Source organism: Aquimarina discodermiae (assembly GCF_040786235.1).
GTDB lineage: Bacteria > Bacteroidota > Bacteroidia > Flavobacteriales > Flavobacteriaceae > Aquimarina.
Window position 1 is genome coordinate 1 of record NZ_JBFMKP010000004.1, and the last position, 21,599, is coordinate 21,599.

At 34.4% G+C, this 21,599-nt stretch carries 19 protein-coding genes, 1 pseudogene and 1 riboswitch; of the genes and pseudogenes, 4 read left to right on the forward strand and 16 right to left on the reverse strand.

Annotated features, from left to right (window positions below; genetic code table 11):
- The first annotated feature begins 197 nt into the window (after positions 1–197).
- Together recJ and ABW636_RS03120 are read left to right on the forward strand one after the other, a co-directional pair.
- The gene (gene recJ / locus ABW636_RS03115) at positions 198–1,883 is read left to right on the forward strand and encodes a single-stranded-DNA-specific exonuclease RecJ (protein WP_367588492.1); all 1,686 of its coding nucleotides are present in this window, start codon (positions 198–200) and stop codon (positions 1,881–1,883) included.
- 61 nt (positions 1,884–1,944) lie between these two features.
- Positions 1,945–2,298 (forward strand): hypothetical protein, encoded by a 354-nt coding sequence (locus ABW636_RS03120; protein ID WP_367588493.1) that lies wholly within the window; start codon positions 1,945–1,947, stop codon positions 2,296–2,298.
- Between the two features lie 110 nt (positions 2,299–2,408).
- Here ABW636_RS03120 and ABW636_RS03125 read toward each other — a convergent pair whose 3' ends face one another.
- Together ABW636_RS03125 and ABW636_RS03130 are read right to left on the reverse strand one after the other, a co-directional pair.
- Positions 2,409–2,714: a hypothetical protein gene (locus ABW636_RS03125; RefSeq protein ID WP_367588494.1), complete on the reverse strand. Its 306-nt coding sequence runs from the start codon at positions 2,712–2,714 to the stop codon at positions 2,409–2,411.
- 198 nt (positions 2,715–2,912) lie between these two features.
- Positions 2,913–3,467, reverse strand: a complete 555-nt coding sequence (locus tag ABW636_RS03130; RefSeq protein ID WP_367588495.1) for a transposase — start codon at positions 3,465–3,467, stop codon at positions 2,913–2,915.
- A gap of 645 nt (positions 3,468–4,112) precedes the next feature.
- Here ABW636_RS03130 and ABW636_RS03135 point away from each other — a divergent pair.
- The gene (locus ABW636_RS03135; protein WP_367588496.1) at positions 4,113–4,589 is read left to right on the forward strand and encodes a hypothetical protein; all 477 of its coding nucleotides are present in this window, start codon (positions 4,113–4,115) and stop codon (positions 4,587–4,589) included.
- Positions 4,590–5,228: 639 nt separating this feature from the next.
- Complete coding sequence (locus tag ABW636_RS03140; RefSeq protein WP_367588497.1) at positions 5,229–5,366, forward strand: hypothetical protein; 138 nt, start codon at positions 5,229–5,231, stop codon at positions 5,364–5,366.
- Here ABW636_RS03140 and ABW636_RS03145 read toward each other — a convergent pair.
- From ABW636_RS03145 to ABW636_RS03210, 14 genes and pseudogenes are all read right to left on the reverse strand, one after another.
- Positions 5,363–5,620: pseudogene (locus ABW636_RS03145) on the reverse strand (spondin domain-containing protein); the annotation flags it as partial. The gene ABW636_RS03140 and the pseudogene ABW636_RS03145 overlap by 4 nt on opposite strands.
- A 12-nt stretch (positions 5,621–5,632) precedes the next feature.
- On the reverse strand, positions 5,633–6,097 hold the full coding sequence (locus ABW636_RS03150; protein WP_367588498.1) for a hypothetical protein: 465 nt from the start codon (positions 6,095–6,097) through the stop codon (positions 5,633–5,635).
- 105 nt (positions 6,098–6,202) lie between these two features.
- Entirely contained in the window at positions 6,203–6,604 is a 402-nt protein-coding gene (locus ABW636_RS03155) for an HIT family protein (protein ID WP_367588499.1), read from the reverse strand.
- A 24-nt stretch (positions 6,605–6,628) separates the two neighbouring features.
- Positions 6,629–7,567, reverse strand: coding sequence for a sirohydrochlorin chelatase (locus ABW636_RS03160; RefSeq protein ID WP_367588500.1), 939 nt, complete (start codon positions 7,565–7,567; stop codon positions 6,629–6,631).
- A gap of 191 nt (positions 7,568–7,758) precedes the next feature.
- Complete coding sequence (locus ABW636_RS03165; RefSeq protein WP_367588501.1) at positions 7,759–8,616, reverse strand: alpha/beta fold hydrolase; 858 nt, start codon at positions 8,614–8,616, stop codon at positions 7,759–7,761.
- A 140-nt stretch (positions 8,617–8,756) separates the two neighbouring features.
- A complete protein-coding gene (gene cobA, locus ABW636_RS03170; protein ID WP_367588502.1) occupies positions 8,757–9,482 on the reverse strand; it encodes a uroporphyrinogen-III C-methyltransferase in 726 nt (241 codons plus the stop codon).
- Between the two features lie 2 nt (positions 9,483–9,484).
- Positions 9,485–10,297 (reverse strand): Rossmann-fold NAD(P)-binding domain-containing protein, encoded by an 813-nt coding sequence (locus tag ABW636_RS03175; RefSeq protein WP_367588503.1) that lies wholly within the window; start codon positions 10,295–10,297, stop codon positions 9,485–9,487.
- A 29-nt stretch (positions 10,298–10,326) separates the two neighbouring features.
- Entirely contained in the window at positions 10,327–11,154 is an 828-nt protein-coding gene (locus ABW636_RS03180; RefSeq protein ID WP_367588504.1) for a (2Fe-2S) ferredoxin domain-containing protein, read from the reverse strand.
- 2 nt (positions 11,155–11,156) lie between these two features.
- Entirely contained in the window at positions 11,157–13,418 is a 2,262-nt protein-coding gene (locus tag ABW636_RS03185; RefSeq protein WP_367588505.1) for a TonB-dependent receptor, read from the reverse strand.
- A gap of 107 nt (positions 13,419–13,525) precedes the next feature.
- Positions 13,526–13,712, reverse strand: a riboswitch (cobalamin riboswitch).
- A gap of 150 nt (positions 13,713–13,862) precedes the next feature.
- Positions 13,863–14,396, reverse strand: a complete 534-nt coding sequence (locus tag ABW636_RS03190) for an AAA family ATPase (protein WP_367588506.1) — start codon at positions 14,394–14,396, stop codon at positions 13,863–13,865.
- The gene (gene cbiB / locus ABW636_RS03195) at positions 14,397–15,320 is read right to left on the reverse strand and encodes an adenosylcobinamide-phosphate synthase CbiB (protein WP_367588507.1); all 924 of its coding nucleotides are present in this window, start codon (positions 15,318–15,320) and stop codon (positions 14,397–14,399) included.
- On the reverse strand, positions 15,308–16,324 hold the full coding sequence (locus ABW636_RS03200; protein WP_367588508.1) for a pyridoxal phosphate-dependent aminotransferase: 1,017 nt from the start codon (positions 16,322–16,324) through the stop codon (positions 15,308–15,310). Before ABW636_RS03200 ends, cbiB begins: the two co-directional genes overlap by 13 nt.
- The gene (locus ABW636_RS03205; RefSeq protein WP_367588509.1) at positions 16,321–17,790 is read right to left on the reverse strand and encodes a cobyric acid synthase; all 1,470 of its coding nucleotides are present in this window, start codon (positions 17,788–17,790) and stop codon (positions 16,321–16,323) included. Before ABW636_RS03205 ends, ABW636_RS03200 begins: the two co-directional genes overlap by 4 nt.
- Positions 17,791–18,055: 265 nt before the next feature.
- On the reverse strand, positions 18,056–21,499 hold the full coding sequence (locus ABW636_RS03210) for a CHAT domain-containing protein (RefSeq protein ID WP_367588510.1): 3,444 nt from the start codon (positions 21,497–21,499) through the stop codon (positions 18,056–18,058).
- Positions 21,500–21,599: the final 100 nt, after the last annotated feature.

A 21,599-nucleotide genomic window follows, 5' to 3' on the forward strand; every position in this document is an offset into this window, starting at 1 on the left:
TTTAGAATTGGGCGAATTTGTCATTTTTTTATATCCCTGACAGTATATGGTCAGGCACTTGACAACAAGTCAAAGATAAAAAAAATAACGGCTCAGGTCATTTTTTAAATGAAATTGCCCTGCAAAACTAATAGCACATCAAGAACAGTATTGATGTTTTTTGTACTTTGGTTTTTTTAATGATAGATAGCACACGAATGAGATGGACATTGCCTCCAAAACCTAATACTACCGTAGTAGAAGAGCTTGCTAAAGCACTTACTATAGATACTATTCTTGCTTCGCTTTTGGTACAGCGGGGAGTGACAACTTTTTATGAAGCAAAAAAGTTTTTTAGACCTGCCTTAGAAGATTTACATGATCCTTTTTTGATGAAAGATATGGATCTTGCCGTATCAAGAATTTTGAAAGCGATAGCCAATGGAGAAAACATACTTGTTTATGGCGATTATGATGTAGATGGTACTACATCGGTGGCTTTACTATCCTCTTATTTAAAAACAATACACCCTAATATTGCTACCTACATTCCTGATCGATACCAAGAAGGGTATGGGGTGTCTTATATGGGGATTGATTATGCCAATGATAATGACATTTCTTTAATTATTGCGTTAGACTGTGGTATAAAGGCTATAGAAAAAGTAGCATATGCAAAATCAAAAGGAATAGATTTTGTGATTTGTGATCATCACAGACCAGGAGATACAATTCCTGATGCTGTGGCAGTTTTAGACCCTAAAAGAGACGATTGTGAATATCCATATAAAGAACTATGCGGTTGTGGGGTAGGATTTAAGTTAATACAGGCATTGGCTACCCATCAAGGGCAGTCGATAGATGATTTAATACCATATCTGGATTTGGTGGTTACCGCAATAGGAGCAGATATTGTTCCTATTACCGGAGAAAACCGAGTATTGGCCTATTATGGGTTACGGATAATAAATTCGAATCCCAGAATTGGTTTTAAAGCAATGTTATCGCAGACTAAAAAAGAAACGTTAACGATAACCGATGTTGTTTTTATGATCGCCCCAAGAATTAATGCAGCTGGTAGAATGAAACATGGACTACACGCTGTTAACCTGTTAATCGAAGAAGATTTACATACCGCTTTACAATTTGCGGCCGAAATAGAAGCATATAATAGTGATCGAAAAGACGCAGATAAGAGTATTACTCAAAAAGCATTATCACAGATACTTGAAAATGAAGAAGAAAATAAGTGCACTACCGTAGTTTATGAAGAAAATTGGCATAAAGGAGTTATTGGTATTGTAGCATCAAGGTTAACAGAAACATACTATCGACCTACTTTGGTTTTTACAAAAAGTGGGGAAAAACTGGCTGCATCGGCCAGATCGGTAAAAGGGTTTGATGTCTATAATGCATTAGAAGCTTGTTCTGATTATATCGAGCAGTTTGGAGGTCATAAATACGCAGCAGGACTTACGTTGTTAGAAGACCAATATCATGCTTTTAAACAAAAATTTGAAGAAGTAGTATCTGCTACCATAGATAAAAAATTGATGATACCCGAAATAGTAGTAGATGCAAAGATTGAACTAGCCCAAATAACCCCTAAATTTCATAGGATTTTGAAGCAATTTGCACCTTTTGGACCAGGGAATATGGCTCCTGTATTTATGACACAAGGGCTAATAGATACGGGATATGCAAAATGTGTTGGTGGAGATCAAAAACATTTAAAATGCAAAGTACAAAAGAAAGACATAGCGATAGGAGGAATAGGTTTTAACCTTGGCAAAAAGTATGAGTTAATAACCAATAAACAACGTTTTAAGGCTGCATATACAATAGAAGAAAACGAATGGAATGGTCAGGTATCATTGCAACTCAATTTAAAAGATATAAATTAAGTTGCTTTTATTTAGATTTAATCTAAATAGTTGTTATTTTTGAATCAAATGTATGTTCAAGATGAATGATATAGATAAAATATATAGCAACAAAATAGGTATTTCTTTTTTTTGGAAACAGGAAAAAGAGAAAACAGAGAGAAAGGTGCAAGTAGTGTTTAAAGAGATAGGTTTCTTACTTACCGTAAACGAACTGAAGGATTTTTCAGAATTTTGTATACATACTATTAAGTCACAATGCTGCAATTTATGCCCACGTATGCAGCATTGTAAATCATTACTTTTAAGAACACCTTCTGATAAAATAGATTTGGCAGTAAGTAAAAATGAACTTTTTCAGATTCATGAATTGTTAAACGCTACTATTTTTAAGGTAGAGCTAGCTACTTGGGTAAAAAACATCTCTCTTAATTAGATTTATGGTTTCAATTTTAATCCTCATTGTTGAATTTAATTCTCCGAAGCTTGTCTCGAAATATAAAAACTGTTTTTCAGCTGGATGCCTTGAGTTTGCTCCCAATGTCATTAAGTTAAGATGGTTTTATATTGCACCTTTCTGATTTTTAGTGACTTTTGGTTTTCCCTTCTTCGATATTTTGCAGTATCGTGACGTTGTTTTCTATTTGGTCTTATTGTTACTAAATGTTGTCGGAATAATGTTTTGAGTTCCACTACTATATTTTCCATATCGGTTTTAGAGAACAATAGTTTGATAATTCTGTTTTTTAAAAACCCGTAAGATAAATTTGTGTTTACTTTGTATTGGTATTTGGTCTGTTGTTTTTCTTGGCTTAACTCTTCTTCAAGGTCACTAACAATTAAGGTTTGCACATTATTGATGAATAAAGTTGCATTAAAATCTTGTAAAAATACTTTGATTAGAATAGCAGGAGAAATGCTCTACTTTTAATTTATTTTTTAGTTGATCATAAAAGTCTCTATTTTCCACCTTTTGAAATATAATTGCTTGAATATTTTATATAGATATGCTTTGCTATCCAATAATGAAGTGATTAGGAGTTCTAGCTCTCAGCTAGGTAATTCTATTCGTAGCAACCTGACTTTTATCGGAGTATCTCTGTCGTATTGTTTCTCTGTGACTGGAACATTTTTTCCAGGATAGAGCTCAACAATTTGAGAGATTTTACCACTGTCAATAAAAGCTTTTGTGACTCCACTGAAACTAACTTTGCATCTCATCAGATACTCAAGACCCCTACTACAATGTTCATAGATAAAATCATAGGCAGGATACCCCCTGTCATAGATAATAAGGTCTTTTTCTTTACAGTTAGATAAGTTTCCTAATGCTAAAGCTCTTTCTCCAATGTCTTTTGGAGAAAGTATGCCATCTAGGACATAGTGGTTCAATACATCATAAAGTACCGAAGCCCTAGCTTGCACTATAATGGTGTTGGTTTGGTTCTTTGTTTCGCCATAAATTCTTTTCAATTCCTTGGTAATAGGCAGGGTAATTGAAGACCTATCTACAGATAAAACCCTAAAACCACTCCATAACTTTATAGCACAATCATTATCGGTATAAAACTCATCAATAAGTATTGCATTAACTATCTCATCCAATGGAACCGTAGGTGCAAATCCACGACTAGGAAGAGGAAGGTATGCTACAATTTATTTTTCTATTATATCTTTGTCAAGTATAAAATACATAAAGGGTTATTTTGGTTTGACTTATGTTTCGCAACACAAATTTCTTCAACCCTTGCTTTTAATCCAAAAAAAGTTTAAACAACTTCGCTATTAAAATGCCATAAGAACTGATAAAATTTACTTTTTTATGAAGAACTGGTTTAAGCTTTTTTCAACTATTAAATTGCATTTAAAAAAATTGGTGTATCCTTTTATAAACTCTTAAGTTGCAGTATAGACTAGAATAAGATAATTACCGTATTTATGCATATTCAAGATAATACCTAAAATTAAAAAAAATGTCAGGTATTTTGGCATTTCTTTCAGTAAAGCAACACTTAGTTTTATCCCTATTAAATGAATCCATCTTTCGATTGAGAATGTAATCGATTTTTTATTCAAATAATTTTAAAAAAGCATTATAAAGAACATAAAAAAGGCATAAAATTTTGTTGAGGTGTGATTGCCTTTACACTATGAACTAACGATAAGTTTTTAGTGGGTTTATATTCCCCTATTATCAGCGATTATAGGGGAATTACTCTCGATTAATTTTAAGTTCCCAATAAAAAAAGCATGACCAACGATAAACAAATACTTCACGAGATCACAAAAAAAATAGAAGGAATGAATAAGTTAGAAGCTTATGAAATCATTCATAAATTAGAAACATCATTATTTTATGCTTCAAGCCCCATAAAGTACGAGGACTTAAAACCAGTCATTGATGCCGATATAGATCCCGATCATGAAATTGATTCTTTTCAATTTAGTATCTTACCCAATGGTAATTTTTGCGAATTTTTAGGATGTAATAATTACCTTCATATTTATAAAGAAAATAAAAAAATGGTTCCAGATTGGCCACTATTTACTACCTATTATTTTAAATCAAAATATGCTCCCCTAGAGCTTATTAAACTCACAAAAAAGAATGTCCTGGCTAATTTTGAAGGGAAGCCAGAAGAAGACAAAATCCTATCTTTTTTGAGAAAAAACAGTGTAAATAAAACTGATACTATATCGAGAAGGCTATTGATATTGGATGTGTAACTCCAAGTAGAAATAGCAATATACCTAAGTTAGTTAGTTTTTAAAAGTCAACTACCTCGGAGCAAGCTCAATGTCATTAAGCTGAGATATTAAATTTCTGATTATCAGTTTTTTAATGTTGTTTTTAACGTTGCATTTTCGTATATTTATGTAGTTATCAAGCTGTTATTATGTTGAAAAAAAAAACACCGTATTCTATCTTTTCAAAAATCCAGAAAGAGATTCTCAGTAATTCACTTCAAGAATCTTTTAAAGTGCAGAAAAATGATTTTACAAGAACTAGGAAACAATCTTTTTCAACTACTTTGCTCTTTATGATAAATTTTCTAAATAAAAGCTTGTGTATAGAAATAGAAAACTTTGTTGGGTATTTGAAAAAAGAGCGTGGCCTCTCAGGTTGTAAGTCTTTTACAAAAAGTGCCTTTGTTCAATATCGCAGGAAGATAAAACCAGATGTAAAATTGGTTTAAACTAAATTACTAAAATTGTCTGATTAAGTGTTAACCATTACAATTTAGATTAATTAGTTGATAGGCTCAATCGTTACCGTAATAAGATTATAACCTCCTTTCTCTTTCATTATTTAAGGCAACAACGCCTGGGGCAGAAGTAATTACTCCTTTTCCAAATTGCTCATCGTTGAGTTCTTCTACCCTTATAATCTTAGTATTTTCATTGGCTGCTCCTGTATTTGCATCACCTTGTCTTGGTGGTTGGTTTGCTCCAAATCCAACAGCTTCATCTATTTTTGTTCCTGCATCAAAAAGATATGCCTAGATACTATCATCTGAGCCACTTTTTGGATTTCCATCTTCATTAAATAGTGCTACACCATCATTATTAAAAGAGATAAACCAATCATTAGACTTTACAAACATGGTCGCAAATCCAAATTTATCACCTGGTACTGCCTCCAATGTAAAAGTTAAGCTTCCTCCAGGACCAACTCTTCCTGGTTCCTGACTAGCTACAGCATTTATCCCGTTATCTGTTAAATAAGCTAAAGCAATGGCATTATTTCCATCTTCTGATAATTCTTCTAATCAACTATCTGCAGTTACAGCCTCTTCTTGCGTAAAGAAAGGATCTTTTTCTGTAAATGTGTATGCTACTCCTGGAGCAGAAGGAGTATGCGAAGAAGATATTCTAAGTGGAGCTCCGTTCGAACCTTCTTCATTAAACCAATCATAAATTGCCTGTGGAGAACCATCTTCTGCCAAACTTTCTAATCCATTTTCTCTTAATGGCATTCCTTCTTCAAATAATGCATTAGGCATAGTGTGTATCACGAGAATCCCTAGGGTAACAAACCCTGGATTGTGTAAAGCTTCTCTATTGGCCTTGGTAATAGTTAATGTAAAAGTTTTTGTCGGTTCATCATATGCAAGACTAACAGTTAAGTAGTTTGTAATATCTCTTTCTGTATCTCTAACATTGGTATCATCATTGCTACAAGAAGTTGCAATAATGGCCAAACAAAACATTAATACTATACTCTTTTTCATCATGCTATTGATTTTATTTATTGTTAACTATCAATAGACGATAATTTCTTACAACCTTACAAGAGGTTCAAAATAATCAATGATTCGAAATAAGTGATTCTTGGTATACTACCTAACCCTTTCTATCATCTCATCAAAATCACGTACCCACTCAGAATGCGTACTATGTCTAATATTTTGGCCATCTCCTCTTTTTCTGGGTACAATATGAAAATGCAAGTGAAATACTTCTTGTTGCGCTTCTATTCCAGAATTACTTATGATCTGGATGTTTCGAAATCCCAGCTTTTCTTCATACAACTTAACTACCTTTTTTACAGTAGTGATCACTGCTGCAAGCTCTTCTTCTGGAATATCAAACATATTAGTGTAGTGCTTTTTGGGGATCACCAAAGTATGATACCTGCTAGCTGGATGAATATCTAAAAAAGCATATGTATCTTTGGTTTCATACACTTTCCAAGACTTTGCCGTTCCTTTTACTATGTTACAGAATATGCAATTATTCATAATAATGTCTGATACTCGTATTCATTAAATACCCAATACTTTTTTAATCTTACTACCCAAAGAGTTTTTGACTTCACCCGGCTTTTCATCTTCTTCAAATAAAATTCCTTTTACATTTAGGTGGTGACCAATTTGTTCTTTACCATAGTCTTGTTCAAAACCTACTACTTGTTTTCTGTACTTGCAAAGTTGGCAATTCATATAGGCAGTTCCTGTTTTGGCTTCTTCTAGTCGTTCGTCAAACGCTTTCATAAGCAATTCATCGGTACCAAAAGGATCGGTATAGATATATTCAAGATCAGAAGAAATATTCATATCATTTACATGACCATAAATACGTTCTAATAGAACCCCTGTAAAAAAGAAAAACGGAATAACAATGGTACGCTTAAAACCTAATTTTTCTATCATTTGTAATGATTCATCTACCTTGGGATATGCCGTACCACTATAAGCGGTGGTGGCAAACCCAAACCCCATTCCTTCCCAAAGCATGCTGGTTAGTTTACAAACATCACTATTGGCATCGGGGTCTGTTGTACCCCTACCTACCACGACCAAACAAGTTTCCTTACGATCAAGAGGAGATAAGGTGGCTTCAGTTTCTTCGATACGCTTAACAGCAAGATCTAACAAAAAGGAGCTCACCCCAATATGTTTTGCCATTGTAATGGTTAGATCGTCGTGATAGCTCTGTAGCGTATTTAGTTCATACGGAATGTCATTTTTTGCATGTGACCCAGCAAATAAAATCACCGGTAAAGCATATATTTTTCGAATACCGTTTAGGTACATACGTTCTACCGCCGCCTCATAGGTAGGGTGATTAAACTCTAAAAAACCATAGTCTACCTCATAATCTTTTTGGTAGCGTTCCTGAAGAATCGTTACCAGTTTTTTAAAAGAGGTAATCGCTGCTTCTCTTCGACTACCATGTCCACAAAGTAATATTCCTTCTTTCATGTGATTATCATATTGTTTTAGATGTCATACTTAGGTCTAGCTCAGTATAAGTATAGAACTCACCAAACTATCATTTTCGATGTATATTAAAAACCTTATTTGGCTCGTTTTATCTGTTTTTTGTCGTTTCTTGCCTATGGCGTTTACTTCCTAAAAGGTACATAATCAATATAGTAAATTGTTAACTACAGTTATTTTTTAGTATAATCAAATGATTCTGATAAGAATTTATGAGCAATTTCATTAAATATTACAGATTTATTTGATGGAGCCCAATGATTAGTTCCAGGCATTATACAAAGTTGTCCTTTAGTAAGATTATTAAATATCTCAACTGAATGTTCATTTTTAATAATATCTCTATCACCTGCAATTATAAGTACAGGGATTTCTATTTTCTTAAGTTCAGAATGACTAATATTTGGTTGATTCAATAAAAGTTGATCAAGTTGCAATTCTAAATTCCAATTTTTATATGTATCACCTTGTTCGATCATTTTTTTTACTTTCATTAAATTTTCTTTTACTTCATTTGGAGCCCAACTGTTTACTGCTGTGGTATCAGGCCTTAAATTAGCTCCCATTGCTACAATTTTTTTTACTTTAACTTTTTGATTGATTCCCATTTTTAATCCAATTATACCTCCATCACTCCACCCAAGAATATTTATAGAATCTAATTTTAAATGATTCACTAACCCTTCCCAATCATTTGCCATTTGATTATAGGTTATAGAATCGGTTTTTAATTCTGATTTTCCTTGCCCTCTACTATCGGCAATTATAACTCTATATTTATTTCTGAAATATTCAATTTGATATTTCATTGATTTAATGTTAGCTCCGCAACCATGAATTAAAATTAGAGGCTCACCTTTCCCATATTCTTCATAGTAAATTTTTGCGTCATTGATTTCAATAAACTTTCCAACATTTTCATTATCTCCATATGGAGTATTAAATTCTGTTTTCCCTTTTACTTGTGCATAAGATTGAGAAAACACGAATATGGAAATAACTAAATCCAACAGTAAAATATTTTTTTTCATAAAGTATTTGTTGTAGCTAACTCATTAGCATGCTAAAATTATCTCTTTTTTGCGTTAGGGATTGTCGTGAAAACCCCGCATCACGCCTAAGCGTGAGAGGAGTTGTAACAGAAAGCCCGACCTGTAAGGTAACGCCCTTATTATTTATGTATTGGTTCTGGTCCAACAAGTACCACAGCAGGCATTTGTAAATCACTTTCTGCTACCAATTCCTCTATGGTTCCTAAGGTACCTGTAAGTATTGCCTGATCTTCTCGCGATACCCGAGATGCAATACTAACAGGGATATTCGTATCCTTACAAACCTCTAGCAGTTTAGGAATGATCCTGTGCAAACTTTTTAATCCCATATAGATAGAAATCGTGTTTCCTGCTTTCAGCATATGTGCAATACCAGTAAGTTGCTCAAAAGAATAATCGGCAGTATGCGCAGTACAAATAAGCATGGCATTAGATTTATTGCGCTCGGTAACGGGGATATTAAAAATATTGGCAGCTGCTAATGCTGCAGAAATACCCGGAATTACCTCGAAAGGAGTTCCTTTTTCTGTAAGATATCTGGCCTCTTCGGCAGCTCTACCATATACATACGGATCTCCTGATTTGAGTCGTACTACCTTTTTACCTTCGAGATGATATGTGTGCAACAACTCATTGATTCTTTGTTGTCGTTCTATTTGATCAGAAGTATCTCCAAATTTGCGTCCTACATAGACTTTTTCTCCTTGCTTGTTGATCTCTAAAATAGCATCAGACACCAGGTTGTCATGAAGAATCACATCGGCCTCTTCAATAAGCCTATGGGCTTTTACGGTTAATAAATCCGGATCTCCAGGGCCGGCACCTACAATAGCTACGGGATACATGATTAAATTAATTTTAATGGATCGGGATGTACATAAGTATATCCTAATAATTCTTTACTCTTGCGATTCGATATGATTTTATAAGCAATTTTTTCTTCTTTCTTAAAACTTGGCGGTGTAAGTCCAATGTTTTGCGCTGCTTGCGTATAAAACTCTTTACGCTTTGGATGTTGATCTGCACTACCGTTAATAATCTCGCCCCATGCTTTTTTTTCTATAACCGCCTGGATAAGACCAATACAATCATCTCTATGAATTACATTGATAGGAGCATCGCCATTCTGTACATCTTTTTTATTAGCCAAAAACCTACCCGGCAAACGATCATATCCTATCAAACCACTTAACCTAATAATTGTTAAACGATCCTCAAGATGTTCTTGCAATAACTGCTCTACGGCTGCAACTGCCTTACCCGATTCTTTTTCGGGATGTATGTCAATAGCCTCTGTTACCTCATCATTTGTGTTTTGATAGACCGATGTAGAACTAATAAAAATCACCTTTTGCGTTGCCGAAATATAAGGCAATATACTTTGTATCTGCTCTTGATAGATTTTGATAATGTTAGGAATTCGCCTTGGCGGAAAATTAATCACCACCACCTCACTATCCAATAAAAAATCGGCGTATCCTTCTTTAGATTCCTCTCCAAGAGTTAGCAAAAAAGGAGTGATGTCGTGTTCCTGAAGCGTAGAAATTTTATCGGCAGTTGTTGTAGAGCCCTTTATATTAATTCCTTTGGATATAAAGTCAATCGCCAGGGGTAATCCTAACCAACCACATCCTAATATACTTATGTTCTTAACACTCAATTATGTGAACTTTTAAACTTTTTATACAATCACTCTATACTAGCTTCTTCTTCTATCCTAATCTTATCTGGTGACATCGATAAATAAATCTTCAAAACATGCTCCCAGGTTCTATGATCTTCTTCGCGTATCCAGAAAGTAACCAGATGTTTTCCTTTCTTATTTTTAAGCCGAATTGCCTTGGTAAAGATAGCCCTTTTTTTAAGCCAAATCACTTCTGCTACACTAACTTTATGAGCTGCAATTTCCTCTGAAATATCTTTAGGGATTCCGGCGATGGTTAATTGTAAATCAAGCTCATTTCCCTTTACAGTAACTTGATAATCATCAGAATAATCTACCAGATGAGGAGTGCTTATCTCGATGAGCTCGGTATCCTGGCGTACTGCAATTGGCTTAGGCTCTCTAAAAAAATACTGTAACAACGGATATAGATGTTGATCAGACGCAAAAGCTCTTGCAACCAGAGCATCTCCTAATTCGGGATCTGTTTTATGTTTAAAAACTGGGGGGGTCACAACTTTTTCTTTATCGGTAAGTAATACAGACCATCCCTCTTTATATAATAAATGTTCTTCTACAGGCTCATTCTTTTCGGTATGTGATTTTACAATGGCAATTGCTTTTTCTGGAGTTAGGTTTTTATACCAATAATTACCCGGTTGTACAATCCAGGTTGGTGCATCCTCACATCGCCCATTACATCTCGTTTTTATGGTATGGGTATCATCCCATAATCCTTGATTACGAAGATAGGCCCTTGCTTCACGTATGGCAATTTCACTTTTTGCTTTTCGACACGAACCCCCATCACAAAATTGAAAGGTTGATGTTACTTTTGCTATGTTTTTTCCCATAATTAAAAGAAATAAGTTAGGCTTAATTTAGCTAAGAAAGGAGTTCCTGGTGTAAAATGAAAATCTTCTACCGGGTTTGGTTCTTCCTGAAGTTTTGAAGAGTCATAAAATACTGCTTCCATCCATTTTTGATCGAATATATTTTCAATAGATATTCCTACTTCATAAGAGGGTTTGGCATAATTAATTACTGCATCTATTAAGAAGTACTCTTCTGCTATGACAGATTCGTCTTCTACCAAGGGTCGTTCTGCAAGATATCTATAGCGAAGGGATCCATTAATCCCATTTTTTAGCCTAAGTGTTGCCCCTCCTGTCGAAGTAAATCGTGGTGCCGAAGGTATTTTATTTGCTTCTTCGGGTTCATCAAGCAAGGTTCCGTAACTATAGTTTACATCGGTATCTAACCAAAAATATGATAATGGTTGGTATCTAAACGAGACCTCGGCACCGATACGTTCTGAACGTCCTTTGTTTTCAAACTCAAAACCATCAGAAACAAATACATATTCTGCATCACTTTTAAGATACCAAGAGGCTAAGTTGGCAACTAATTTTTTACCTATTTTAAATTCGCTACCTAAATCATACCCTATTACTTTTGGTAAAGGATGTATGGATTTTTGTTCTACAGCAGCCTGGGTATAATTAGAATGGAAACCAGTACTCGCTTTTGCGTATAGTTGTATATTTTTGGACAAATCATAGAAGAGACTAAGTTTAGGGCTAAATCTAAAAGCATCATTGTTATCCTTATCAGCTTCTGGTAAAAGCTCTTCTAAATTAAAGGTAAAATAGTCCCCTCTAATTCCTGCCAGTATCGTAAAATTATTGCTAAGTTTTAATTGCTCTTTAAGATAAAGGCTATAGTTGGTTTCTTTTATTTTAAAAGTATTAACAGTTTCTATAGGTACTCTTTTAATAGTATTGTTCAATTGTGTCTTGTTATTATTGTACTGAACGCCAAAACCAAAATCTGTTTTACTTCTTAAATTTCCCAACGTAGTGTTTAAAGAAAATTTTCCATTATAAGAAAATACATCTCGGTTTTCTGACTGATGGATCATATCTCCATTTACGGGATCATTCTGAAAAAATGTAAAATTAGAATAGAGATTATATATATTAGAAAGATAATACACCTGGTTTTTAAAACTTAGTTTCTCTGATAGACTAGATTCCAGCTGAACGTTTACATGTATTCTCTCTGTATCCCCTCCTTCGCTATCATCTATTGCACCATATCTATCTATTCTTCCTCCTAAAACGGCTCGTTGGGGGATTTGCCCAGATGCATTCCAGTTGCTATGAAAAGTAGATACCGATGTGGTTAAGGTATTTTTATCGTTTATATCCAGCGTATATTTAGAAAAAGTATTCAAACGTCTTAAATTTTGAGGGCTATCAAAAAAACTCTTGTTATAGATACCTTCTATAGCAATATAGGCATTCTCATAGTTTTTTGACAAGAAATTCTTTTTATCCAAAAGAGTAACCATTGCTAGCGCACGCACAAAATCATATTGACCATACTCTAATTTTAGAGTATTGCGGTTTAATCTGCTTTTTGTTGTATACAAGGCAGCTCCCGAAACGGCAAAATTTCCCAAAGTAGCCTCATGAGGACCTTTATAATAATTGGCATCTCCTACTGTTTCGGGAATAAGAAAATGCATATCAGCATATCCTTGTCCATGTGCATGCGAGCTCAGGTTTACAGGAATATCATCTACAGAAACAGCAAAGTTTGTACCGTGATCATTATCAAAACCCCTTAAAAAAATTTGTTCGGCTTTACCTCCTCCAGCATGTTGTGCTATAAAAAGTCCCGGTACTGTTTTCAATAGGTCTTGCGCGCTGTTTACAGGCCTCAGTTTTAATGATATTTTCGAAACCTTATTAACACCTATCTCCTTGTTTTTATCAGATTGAATAATAACTTCGGATAGTTCGGTTTCAGAAAAATGAAGTCCAATATGTTGTATTTGCTCTGCTGCTTTTAGTACAATTTTTTTTGTAATTGTTGCATAACCTATTGCCGAATATTGAACGTTGTATGTACCTGTTGGGAGTTTTAATCGATAATGGCCATCGGTATTACTCGTCGTTCTTTTATTTTGTTCTAGTAAAGTAATGGAGACATTAGGAATATTATAACCGCTATTCGCATCTTTAATAATTCCTTTTAAAATGGAAGTACTGGATTGTGAAAAGACAGATAGACTCATCAAAACCAATACACCACAAAACATAATTTTTTTCATTGATAAAATTAAAGTTAAGTGGGAAAAGGCATAGAAATAAAAAGAACTCTTAATACATTTTTTGTACAAGGCTCCAACTATATCTAACTCTTTACCCGAGAGTTAATATTAAAAAATAGATTATGGCAGGTCTCCTGACTTTACACAATTATAATCGCCTTCCCATAATAATTCGTACTATTACAGTGGCATAATGATTATAACTTTACTATGTATTACAGTTGCGGGAACAGCTTTGGATTTGCACCAAATTCCCTTTTCATCTTTCAGGTTACTATAACTAAATCAGTATGTATGTCATCCCAAACTAGATTTGGGATCTCATCTTATTGGCTGTATACATTCCAATAAGATGCTGAATCAAGTTCAGCATAACAGATAATATGGATTTAACTATATAAATCTAAAAGAACCATAAACCGGCGGCGAAGATACTTTTTTTGTTTAAATAATAGACATTATAAAATCTACACGTTTTGTTAAAGTTGTTTGAGGTAAAACATGCATAGTAAAACCTAACTTTTGATAGATCATTACCAAATGCTCATGAATACAAACTGCCTCTTGATAGGATTGAGGCCGTTGTGAGTCATTGATATAAATCTCTTCCCAGGGTGGTGCCAGAAAGACTGTCGTTTTATAATAGGTTTTGTATAAAAAATCTAATAAATAATCAGGAACAGGATATGATTTTGCACATAAATATGCGATGCTATCGGGCAATCCACGATCTACAAACGTATTTTTTTGAACAGGGTGGTCTAATTCCTTTATGGTTTGTCGATATACCAAATCTACAAAAGCAGGAAGATCTCCCCAGGGAGTCTTATTACTTCCCAATGCTTGTTGTTCGATTATTATCTTTCTGGAAACTTCATCATAACACAGGCATCCATGTTTTCGTAATTCGGTAATTAAACTTGTTTTTCCCGTTCCCGGCCCCCCGGTAATGATATATCTTTTATTTGTAGATCCCATTTAGATATAATAATAAATGATCCCTATGGATAGCACAACTACAAAAGTTACTTTTTGATTAATACGTGCTACTGTTTTTATTTCATGATCCTTTAAGATTCTGTCATTTGTTCCTATAAAGGGTTTTTCTATCAATTGCTCGTGATAATAATTAGGACCTCCAAACTTGCAATCCAGAATAGCGGCTAGCGCTGCCTCGGGATATCCAGCATTGGGACTGGCATGTTGCTTGCCGTATCGAAGTACAAACGGAATCTTATGTAATTTTGCAGTCACCAATAACATTAAAAATGCAGTGAGCCTGGCCGGAATGAAATTGGCTACATCATCTAATTTTGCAGCAAACTTACCAAAACGAATATACCGCTCATTTTTATAACCGATCATAGAATCTAGCGTATTGATCATTTTATAACTCATCGCTCCAGGAACACCAAACAAAGCATAATAAAATAAAGGCGCAATTACCCCATCGCTTAAATTTTCTGATAGGGTTTCAAAAACAGCTGTTTTTATCTGTTGTGCATCTAATTGATCGGTTTCTCTACCAACAATCCACGACAATCGTTTTCTACCTTGATCCAATCCTTGTTGCAAGGCGTTAAATACTGCTTTGCCCTCTTCGATCAGGCTCTTATTTGCCAAGGCATAAAACACAAAGACCGAAGAAAAAATAAAGTAGGCCACTGGATATGAGAATAACGCCTGCTGCACAAAGTAAAAAAATAAGGCAACCATAGCAACCAATAGTAGTGTAAGGATCATTCCTTTTACAAATCTAAATGGAGAGGTATTTAACTTTTTTTCGCCTAAAGCAATACAGTTTCCAAACAATCGTATGGGGTGGGGTAACCATCTGGGATCCCCTAATGTCAAATCGAGTAAATACCCAATTAGTAAAGGAATGATTACTATATACTCCATGCTTGCAATGCATTTATTAAGAGTTCATTTTTTTGAGGACATTGACTGGCAATACGAATATAGTGAGTATCCAAGCTTCTAAAATTTGAAGCATCTCTTATCAATAATTGATGATGGTGCGCCAGATAGTCTTTGAGTTTTGCCGCATCGGGGGTATCGAGTTTTACCAAAAAATAATTGGTTGCCGAAAAAATCACCTTAAAACCGTTTATCGCATTAACCTGTTGTTGCAACATCCTACTATACTTCAAAAGTACAGACATATTAGGCTTCATTGCTTCATAATGATCATAGATATATTTCCCTGCCTCGATAGCCATCGTATTCACACTCCATGGCATTTTGGATTGCTGCAATCGTGTTTTTATAGTTTCTGGACATACAATATAGCCTAATCGTAGTCCCGGTATAGTAAACAGTTTGGTCAATGATTTAACGATAATCAGGTTGTCAAACGCTTCTAAAAGCGAAACACAAGATGCAATCTCTATAGTAAAATCAATATACGCCTCGTCTATTACAAATACTGTTTTTGGATAGGTTGTTAGCAGTTCTTTTATTTCTGAAACTGAGGTACTAAACCCATCAGGGTTATTAGGATTACAAAGAAATACCAAATCCTCATCAAAAGAAGTGGTTGTTAATTCGGATCGATTAAAATAACTAATCTTCATCTGGTTTCGAACACAGGCATCTTCATATTCTGCAAATGCAGGAATCCCTATAGCCACCCACTTTTCAAAAAAGAGAGTCGCAATCAAATAAAATGCTTCTGTAGCTCCGTTAGTCACCAGAATTTGCTCGGGTTGTACTTGATGATGAGCTGCAATTTTGGTGGCCAACTCATCTGCATTAGGAGTTGGGTAACTGGCAATAGTAGCTAATTGTTCTTGTAGATGAGACAGTAGTTTTTCTGAAGTCCCTTCGTACCAAACGTTAGAGCTAAAATTTGCTTTAAACGAGGTATTATATCGATAGCCATCATCGCCGTGTCCGTATATCATAATGTATGCTGCATTTCTGAGATTATAGCTTCAATATTGATATGTTTTTCTAACAATGCTGCCAGTTTATCATAGTTTTCTTCTTTGTATTTTTTATAATCAAAAGGGGTACTTGTTTTTTCTGAAGAAAAATGTCGTAATATATCTTCTATCACAACAGTATTGTCCAAAATCCCATGAATATAGGTCCCCCAACAGTTTTTTTGTTGATATCCTTCAGGCTGCTGCCCTATATTATTTAAAGGGGATACGTCCTTAGAAGTAGTTACTCCCATATGTATTTCATATCCAGAGCAGGTTTCAGCATACGCTTTAAACTTAAAATTACATTGGGTTGTTGTTTTCTCTGCAGTAAGTTGAGTATCTATGGGTAAAACTCCTAATCCCGGAATCGATTTTACCTCGCTTTCTACCCCCAATGGATCCTCGATCTGGTTCCCCAGCATTTGGTATCCACCACAAATACCTATGATCATTTTTTCCTCTTCATATGCTCTTAGTATAACCTGTGCAATTCCTTTTTCTCTAAGAAATAAAAGATCCTGAATCGTATTTTTACTCCCCGGAAGAATGATAATATCGGCCTTTGCAATACTTTCTGGATCACGGGTATAAAACAAATGTGTTCTTGAATCTTTTTCTAATACATTAAAATCGGTATAGTTAGAAATATAGGGTAATAAAACCACCGCAATATTAACCAACCCATCTGTGGTGGTGGTTTTCTTTTTTGCCAGTCCAACCGAGTCTTCTTCTTCGATATAAATATCGGTGGCATAAGGAACGATTCCTAAAACGGGGATTCCTGTCAATTTTTCGAGTGTCTTTTTTCCATCTTCAAAAAGAGAAGCATCTCCTCTAAATTTATTGATAATAATTCCTTTTACCAGTTCTCTTTCCCAGGGTTCTAACAAGGCAATCGATCCATACACACTAGCAAAAACACCGCCTTTATCAATATCTGCCACCAGATATACATCGGCCTCTGCAGCATGGGCCATTCGCATATTTACAATGTCTCTATGCTTTAGATTAAGCTCGCTAATACTGCCCGCACCTTCCATCACAATAGGAGTATAGGATTTTTGTAATCTAAAAAAAGCCGTTTTTGCCTCTTCGAAGAGTTCTGCTTTATTGTTTCCTAAAAAATATTCTTTAATGGTTTGATCCCCTATAGGTTTGCCATGTAAAACTACTTGTGATTTATTAGCACCCGATGGTTTTAACAAAACAGGATTCATATCGGTAGTACAAGCAATTTTACAAGCTTCTGCCTGTACGGCTTGTGCCCTTCCAATTTCTAATCCATCAGGAGTAGCAAAACTATTAAGTGACATGTTTTGTGCCTTAAAAGGAGCCGGGTGATATCCTTTTTGTTGTAAAAGTCGACATATACCAGTAACCAGAATACTTTTTCCAACATCAGAACCGGTACCCACAAACATAATGGGGCGTAGTTTTTTCATTAAACTCATTCTTTATTGCTAGATGAATTGCTGCCAAATGTAGGTAATTTACTTGAATGTTGAATGGGGTTGAAGTTTTTGGTTAATGGTTATTAGCTGATAGATGAAGTTAATAGTTTCTCCGTCTGTTCGAGTAATCTGCCTAAGCAGATTGTATCGAGAACATTTTAGGAATATGTGGGTTTGAAGCTAGAAGTCAGATGTCGGAAGTATCCCCCTTCTATTCCAAACACCCGACACCAGATACCCAAAATCCAATCATCAACTACACAATTTTCTTCTTATACCAAAACCCAATCAAAAGAAGCACTATGATACCACCTATACCCAATACCCAATACAGCAACGTGTTATCCTCAAAATGAATAGGAGCAGGGTCACCTACCAGATAAAAACCAGCCCAATATACCGGTTGGGTACGATGTATATCGGCATTGGCGAGGTATTGTAATTTTGCCTGTTGTAAGGCTTTGGCTTTGTTCATTTCTTTTTTAAGGTGGGTATAAAAATATTTCATCAATTCTGGGGTCGTATTGTCTGATACCTCCCAACGGCTTAATAGCAAACTTTTGGTACCTGCGTACTGAAATGCATTACCCAAACTCATAATCCCCTCGCCTTTGGCAATTTTACCAGTACCCGTATTACAGGCACTTAATACGGTAAGCTCTGCCGGAATATCCATAGCAAATAATTCGTGACCGTATAAGAGATTATCTTCTAGAGTATTTTTGGTTTTGGTAAAATAGAGTTTCGAATTTTCGGGTCGTTCGTGGTCTACATCACCGTGTAAGGCGAGATGTAATATGTTATACTGCCCTGCATTTTTCTTAAAATTTGCTTCTATGGCTTGCGACCCATAATAATATTGCCCATCGATAATATTAGAAATGGCTTTGATCTCTTTACGGGTACCGGGTAGATCATCTCCCAAATCTCTTAGGGTAGCCAGGCTCATTTGATGGGGTTGATTACTATTTTTTGCTAGTTGGGTACTGTCTGAAAATGAAAATGCCAGGCATTCCTGCTTTTTTTCACCATCGTTATAGTTATTAGTATTCTTGGTAAAGATCAGATTAGCTGCATTGGCATATGAGATGGCATACTCTCTAAGCAGATAAGGGAGTTTAACAGGATTATTGGTGGATGTAGGTGTGGTAAGTAACAACTCAAAATTAAGATGCCATAACGACTCATCGGGGATGATGATCAATTGATCACCTACCAGTTGATTGTGTATAGGCCCCACCAGTTGTTGATACAATCGATGTGCTGTTTTTTTATAAGCCGCCAGGTCTTTATCTGTAATATAATCGCGAAACTTTGCTACTTGTTCTGCAAGATTTGGAGTTGCTAATTCTTGTACACTTACCTGTTTTTTAGAAATGATAAACACATAAGTAAGCGTATCTGCAGTAAAAAATTCTAATACCGTAGTATGATCATTTAATTGTTGTTGGATATCTTTTAGTGAGGATATCTTTTTTTGATGTGTCAGTTGGTAATAAGCAGGATAATTTTTTTCTAAGAGTTGGGTTAATGAATCTTGTCGTTGGGTGGTCTCAAACAATTGATTTTCATAACGTGTAATTTTTGTGGAATCTATTTTTTGCTTTGCATGTTCCTTAGTGATTTGTGATTGGTAAAATGCTCTATCGGTACGTAGTTCTTTTTCCAGGGTAAGCAGTGTATCTGGTAATCCAGTATATTTTTTGGCATTAGCATTGTTTAAGAGTTCTTTTAGTGTATTGGCCTTGCTTTTCTCGGTATAATAAAAGGCTTGTGCCAACGCATTTGGGTCTTTTTGCAATTCATATACTTGCAATTGTGTAGCCATAGCCTCATGATAAATAGTTTTGGCTTTTTTGGCAAAAGCTACTTTGTCTTGATAGGCAGTATAGGTACCTCGAATTTGGTCGATTAGTAGATCAGCTTGTTGATAGGCATTGATCGCATGGGTTACGTATTCTTGTTTTTGACTTTGTTTATACAATTGGTTATACACCTGGGCTTTGCCCTGTAACGAACTTAATAAGATGTTAAGATCAAAATAGTGATCTGTATCATCTTGTTTTTGTAGGTTTTTATTGGCGTTGATAGCTTTGTTATAAAGTGATAAACTTTTAATGTAGTCGTTTTGTGCCACATACGCTTTTGCCATACTATTATACGATTGTGCTACTTTGGGATGGTTGGTATTAAATAAAGTCGACCTTATATCTAATGATTTTTGGTAGTAACTTAGTGCATTGACATAGTCTTTTTTGTCGAAATGGAGGTCTCCTATGTTATCATAAGAGTCAGCGATGTCAGGAAGTTTTTCTACTAACCGATATGTTCTCATTTTCAACGCTCTTTGATAATGCATTAAGGCAGTATCATATTTCTTTTGAGCATAATAGGTTTCTCCTAGATCATTGTAAGTTTCGGCTATTGCCGAATGATTATTTTCAAAGATTTGCAACCTTAAAATGAGTGCTTTGTTTAAATATAATAAAGCTTGATTATAGTCGCCTTTTAAACGATAAACTTTCCCTAGATTATTATGATTTCTAGCAATTTTTTCATTATACATTTGGATTACATAGTTTGTAGTATTTGCTTGCTTAAGTTTTATAAAATTATAATTAAGCGACTTTTTTAAATAATATAGTGATTTTTCATATTCTCCTTTGTATTTATAAACCACTCCTATGTTGTTATAGATATTTGGAGTAATGAGAGTATACTTCCTATTTTTTTTTAAACCTTTCTCAGTTCTAAGAGCTTTATCATAGTAGTAAAGAGCCTTATCATATTCTCCTTTATGTTTGTAAGAAACACCTATTGAATTAAGAATTATAAATACTGTAGGATGGTCTTTTCCTTTTTCTTTTTTTAAAAAAAGTAGATTTTTTTTTAAAAGAATGAGTGACTGATCATATTCATTAAGTTTATTGTAAATGACACTAATGTGACTATAGATATGTGCCATTAGAAAGCTATCTTTATTCAAAAATTTTAATGATTTATTAAAGTATAATAATGCTTTATCATATTCTTCTTTTTTGCTATAAACAATAGCAATGAAGTAATTAATAATTACAATTTTGGGTGAATCTATTGCTAATAATTTTTCAGCGACGGATAAAGCTTTATGATATTGTATTAATGCTAAATCATATTTATTCTGGTATCGAAAAAAATTTCCAGTATTAAGATGTAAATATAGTTTAGGTATATCTGTGTTTAAAAAAAGTTTTTTTCTTATGTCAAATGCTTTTTTATAGTACGATTTAGTAGTACTATGATTTGATTTATAAGAAGTATAATTAGCGTAGTAATTACCAATGTTGTCATATGCATTAGCTTCTTCTTCGTTATTTTTTGGTAAGTATTTATTACAAATTTCTAAAGCTAATTTTATAGCATTTAAAGACTCTTCATAATTACCATTTAACCTTTCACTTTCTGCAATCTTATTATAACACCCCGCAACCCGTTCCCAGTTTTTGTTGTCTTGATAGATGGGTAATGCTTTTTTAAAATAGACAACTGCACTGTCTAACCGCCAATTAAAAAGTAACGAATCTGCTTTTTTAAAGTGCCTATAGACTACCAGGGTATCGTTTTTGGTTTGGCTGTGGGATAGAGTGGTGGATAGGAGGAGACATCCTATGATAAGTAAGAGGGTTTTAATACAGGGTATGTAGGAGGTTTGTGTGTTCATTTTTGTTTTTCAGGATAGTCAAATATAATTAACATTGTCATGCTGAGCTTGTCGAAGCATATTCTTTTTAGTACTGTATATTCTTATAAATTGAATACCC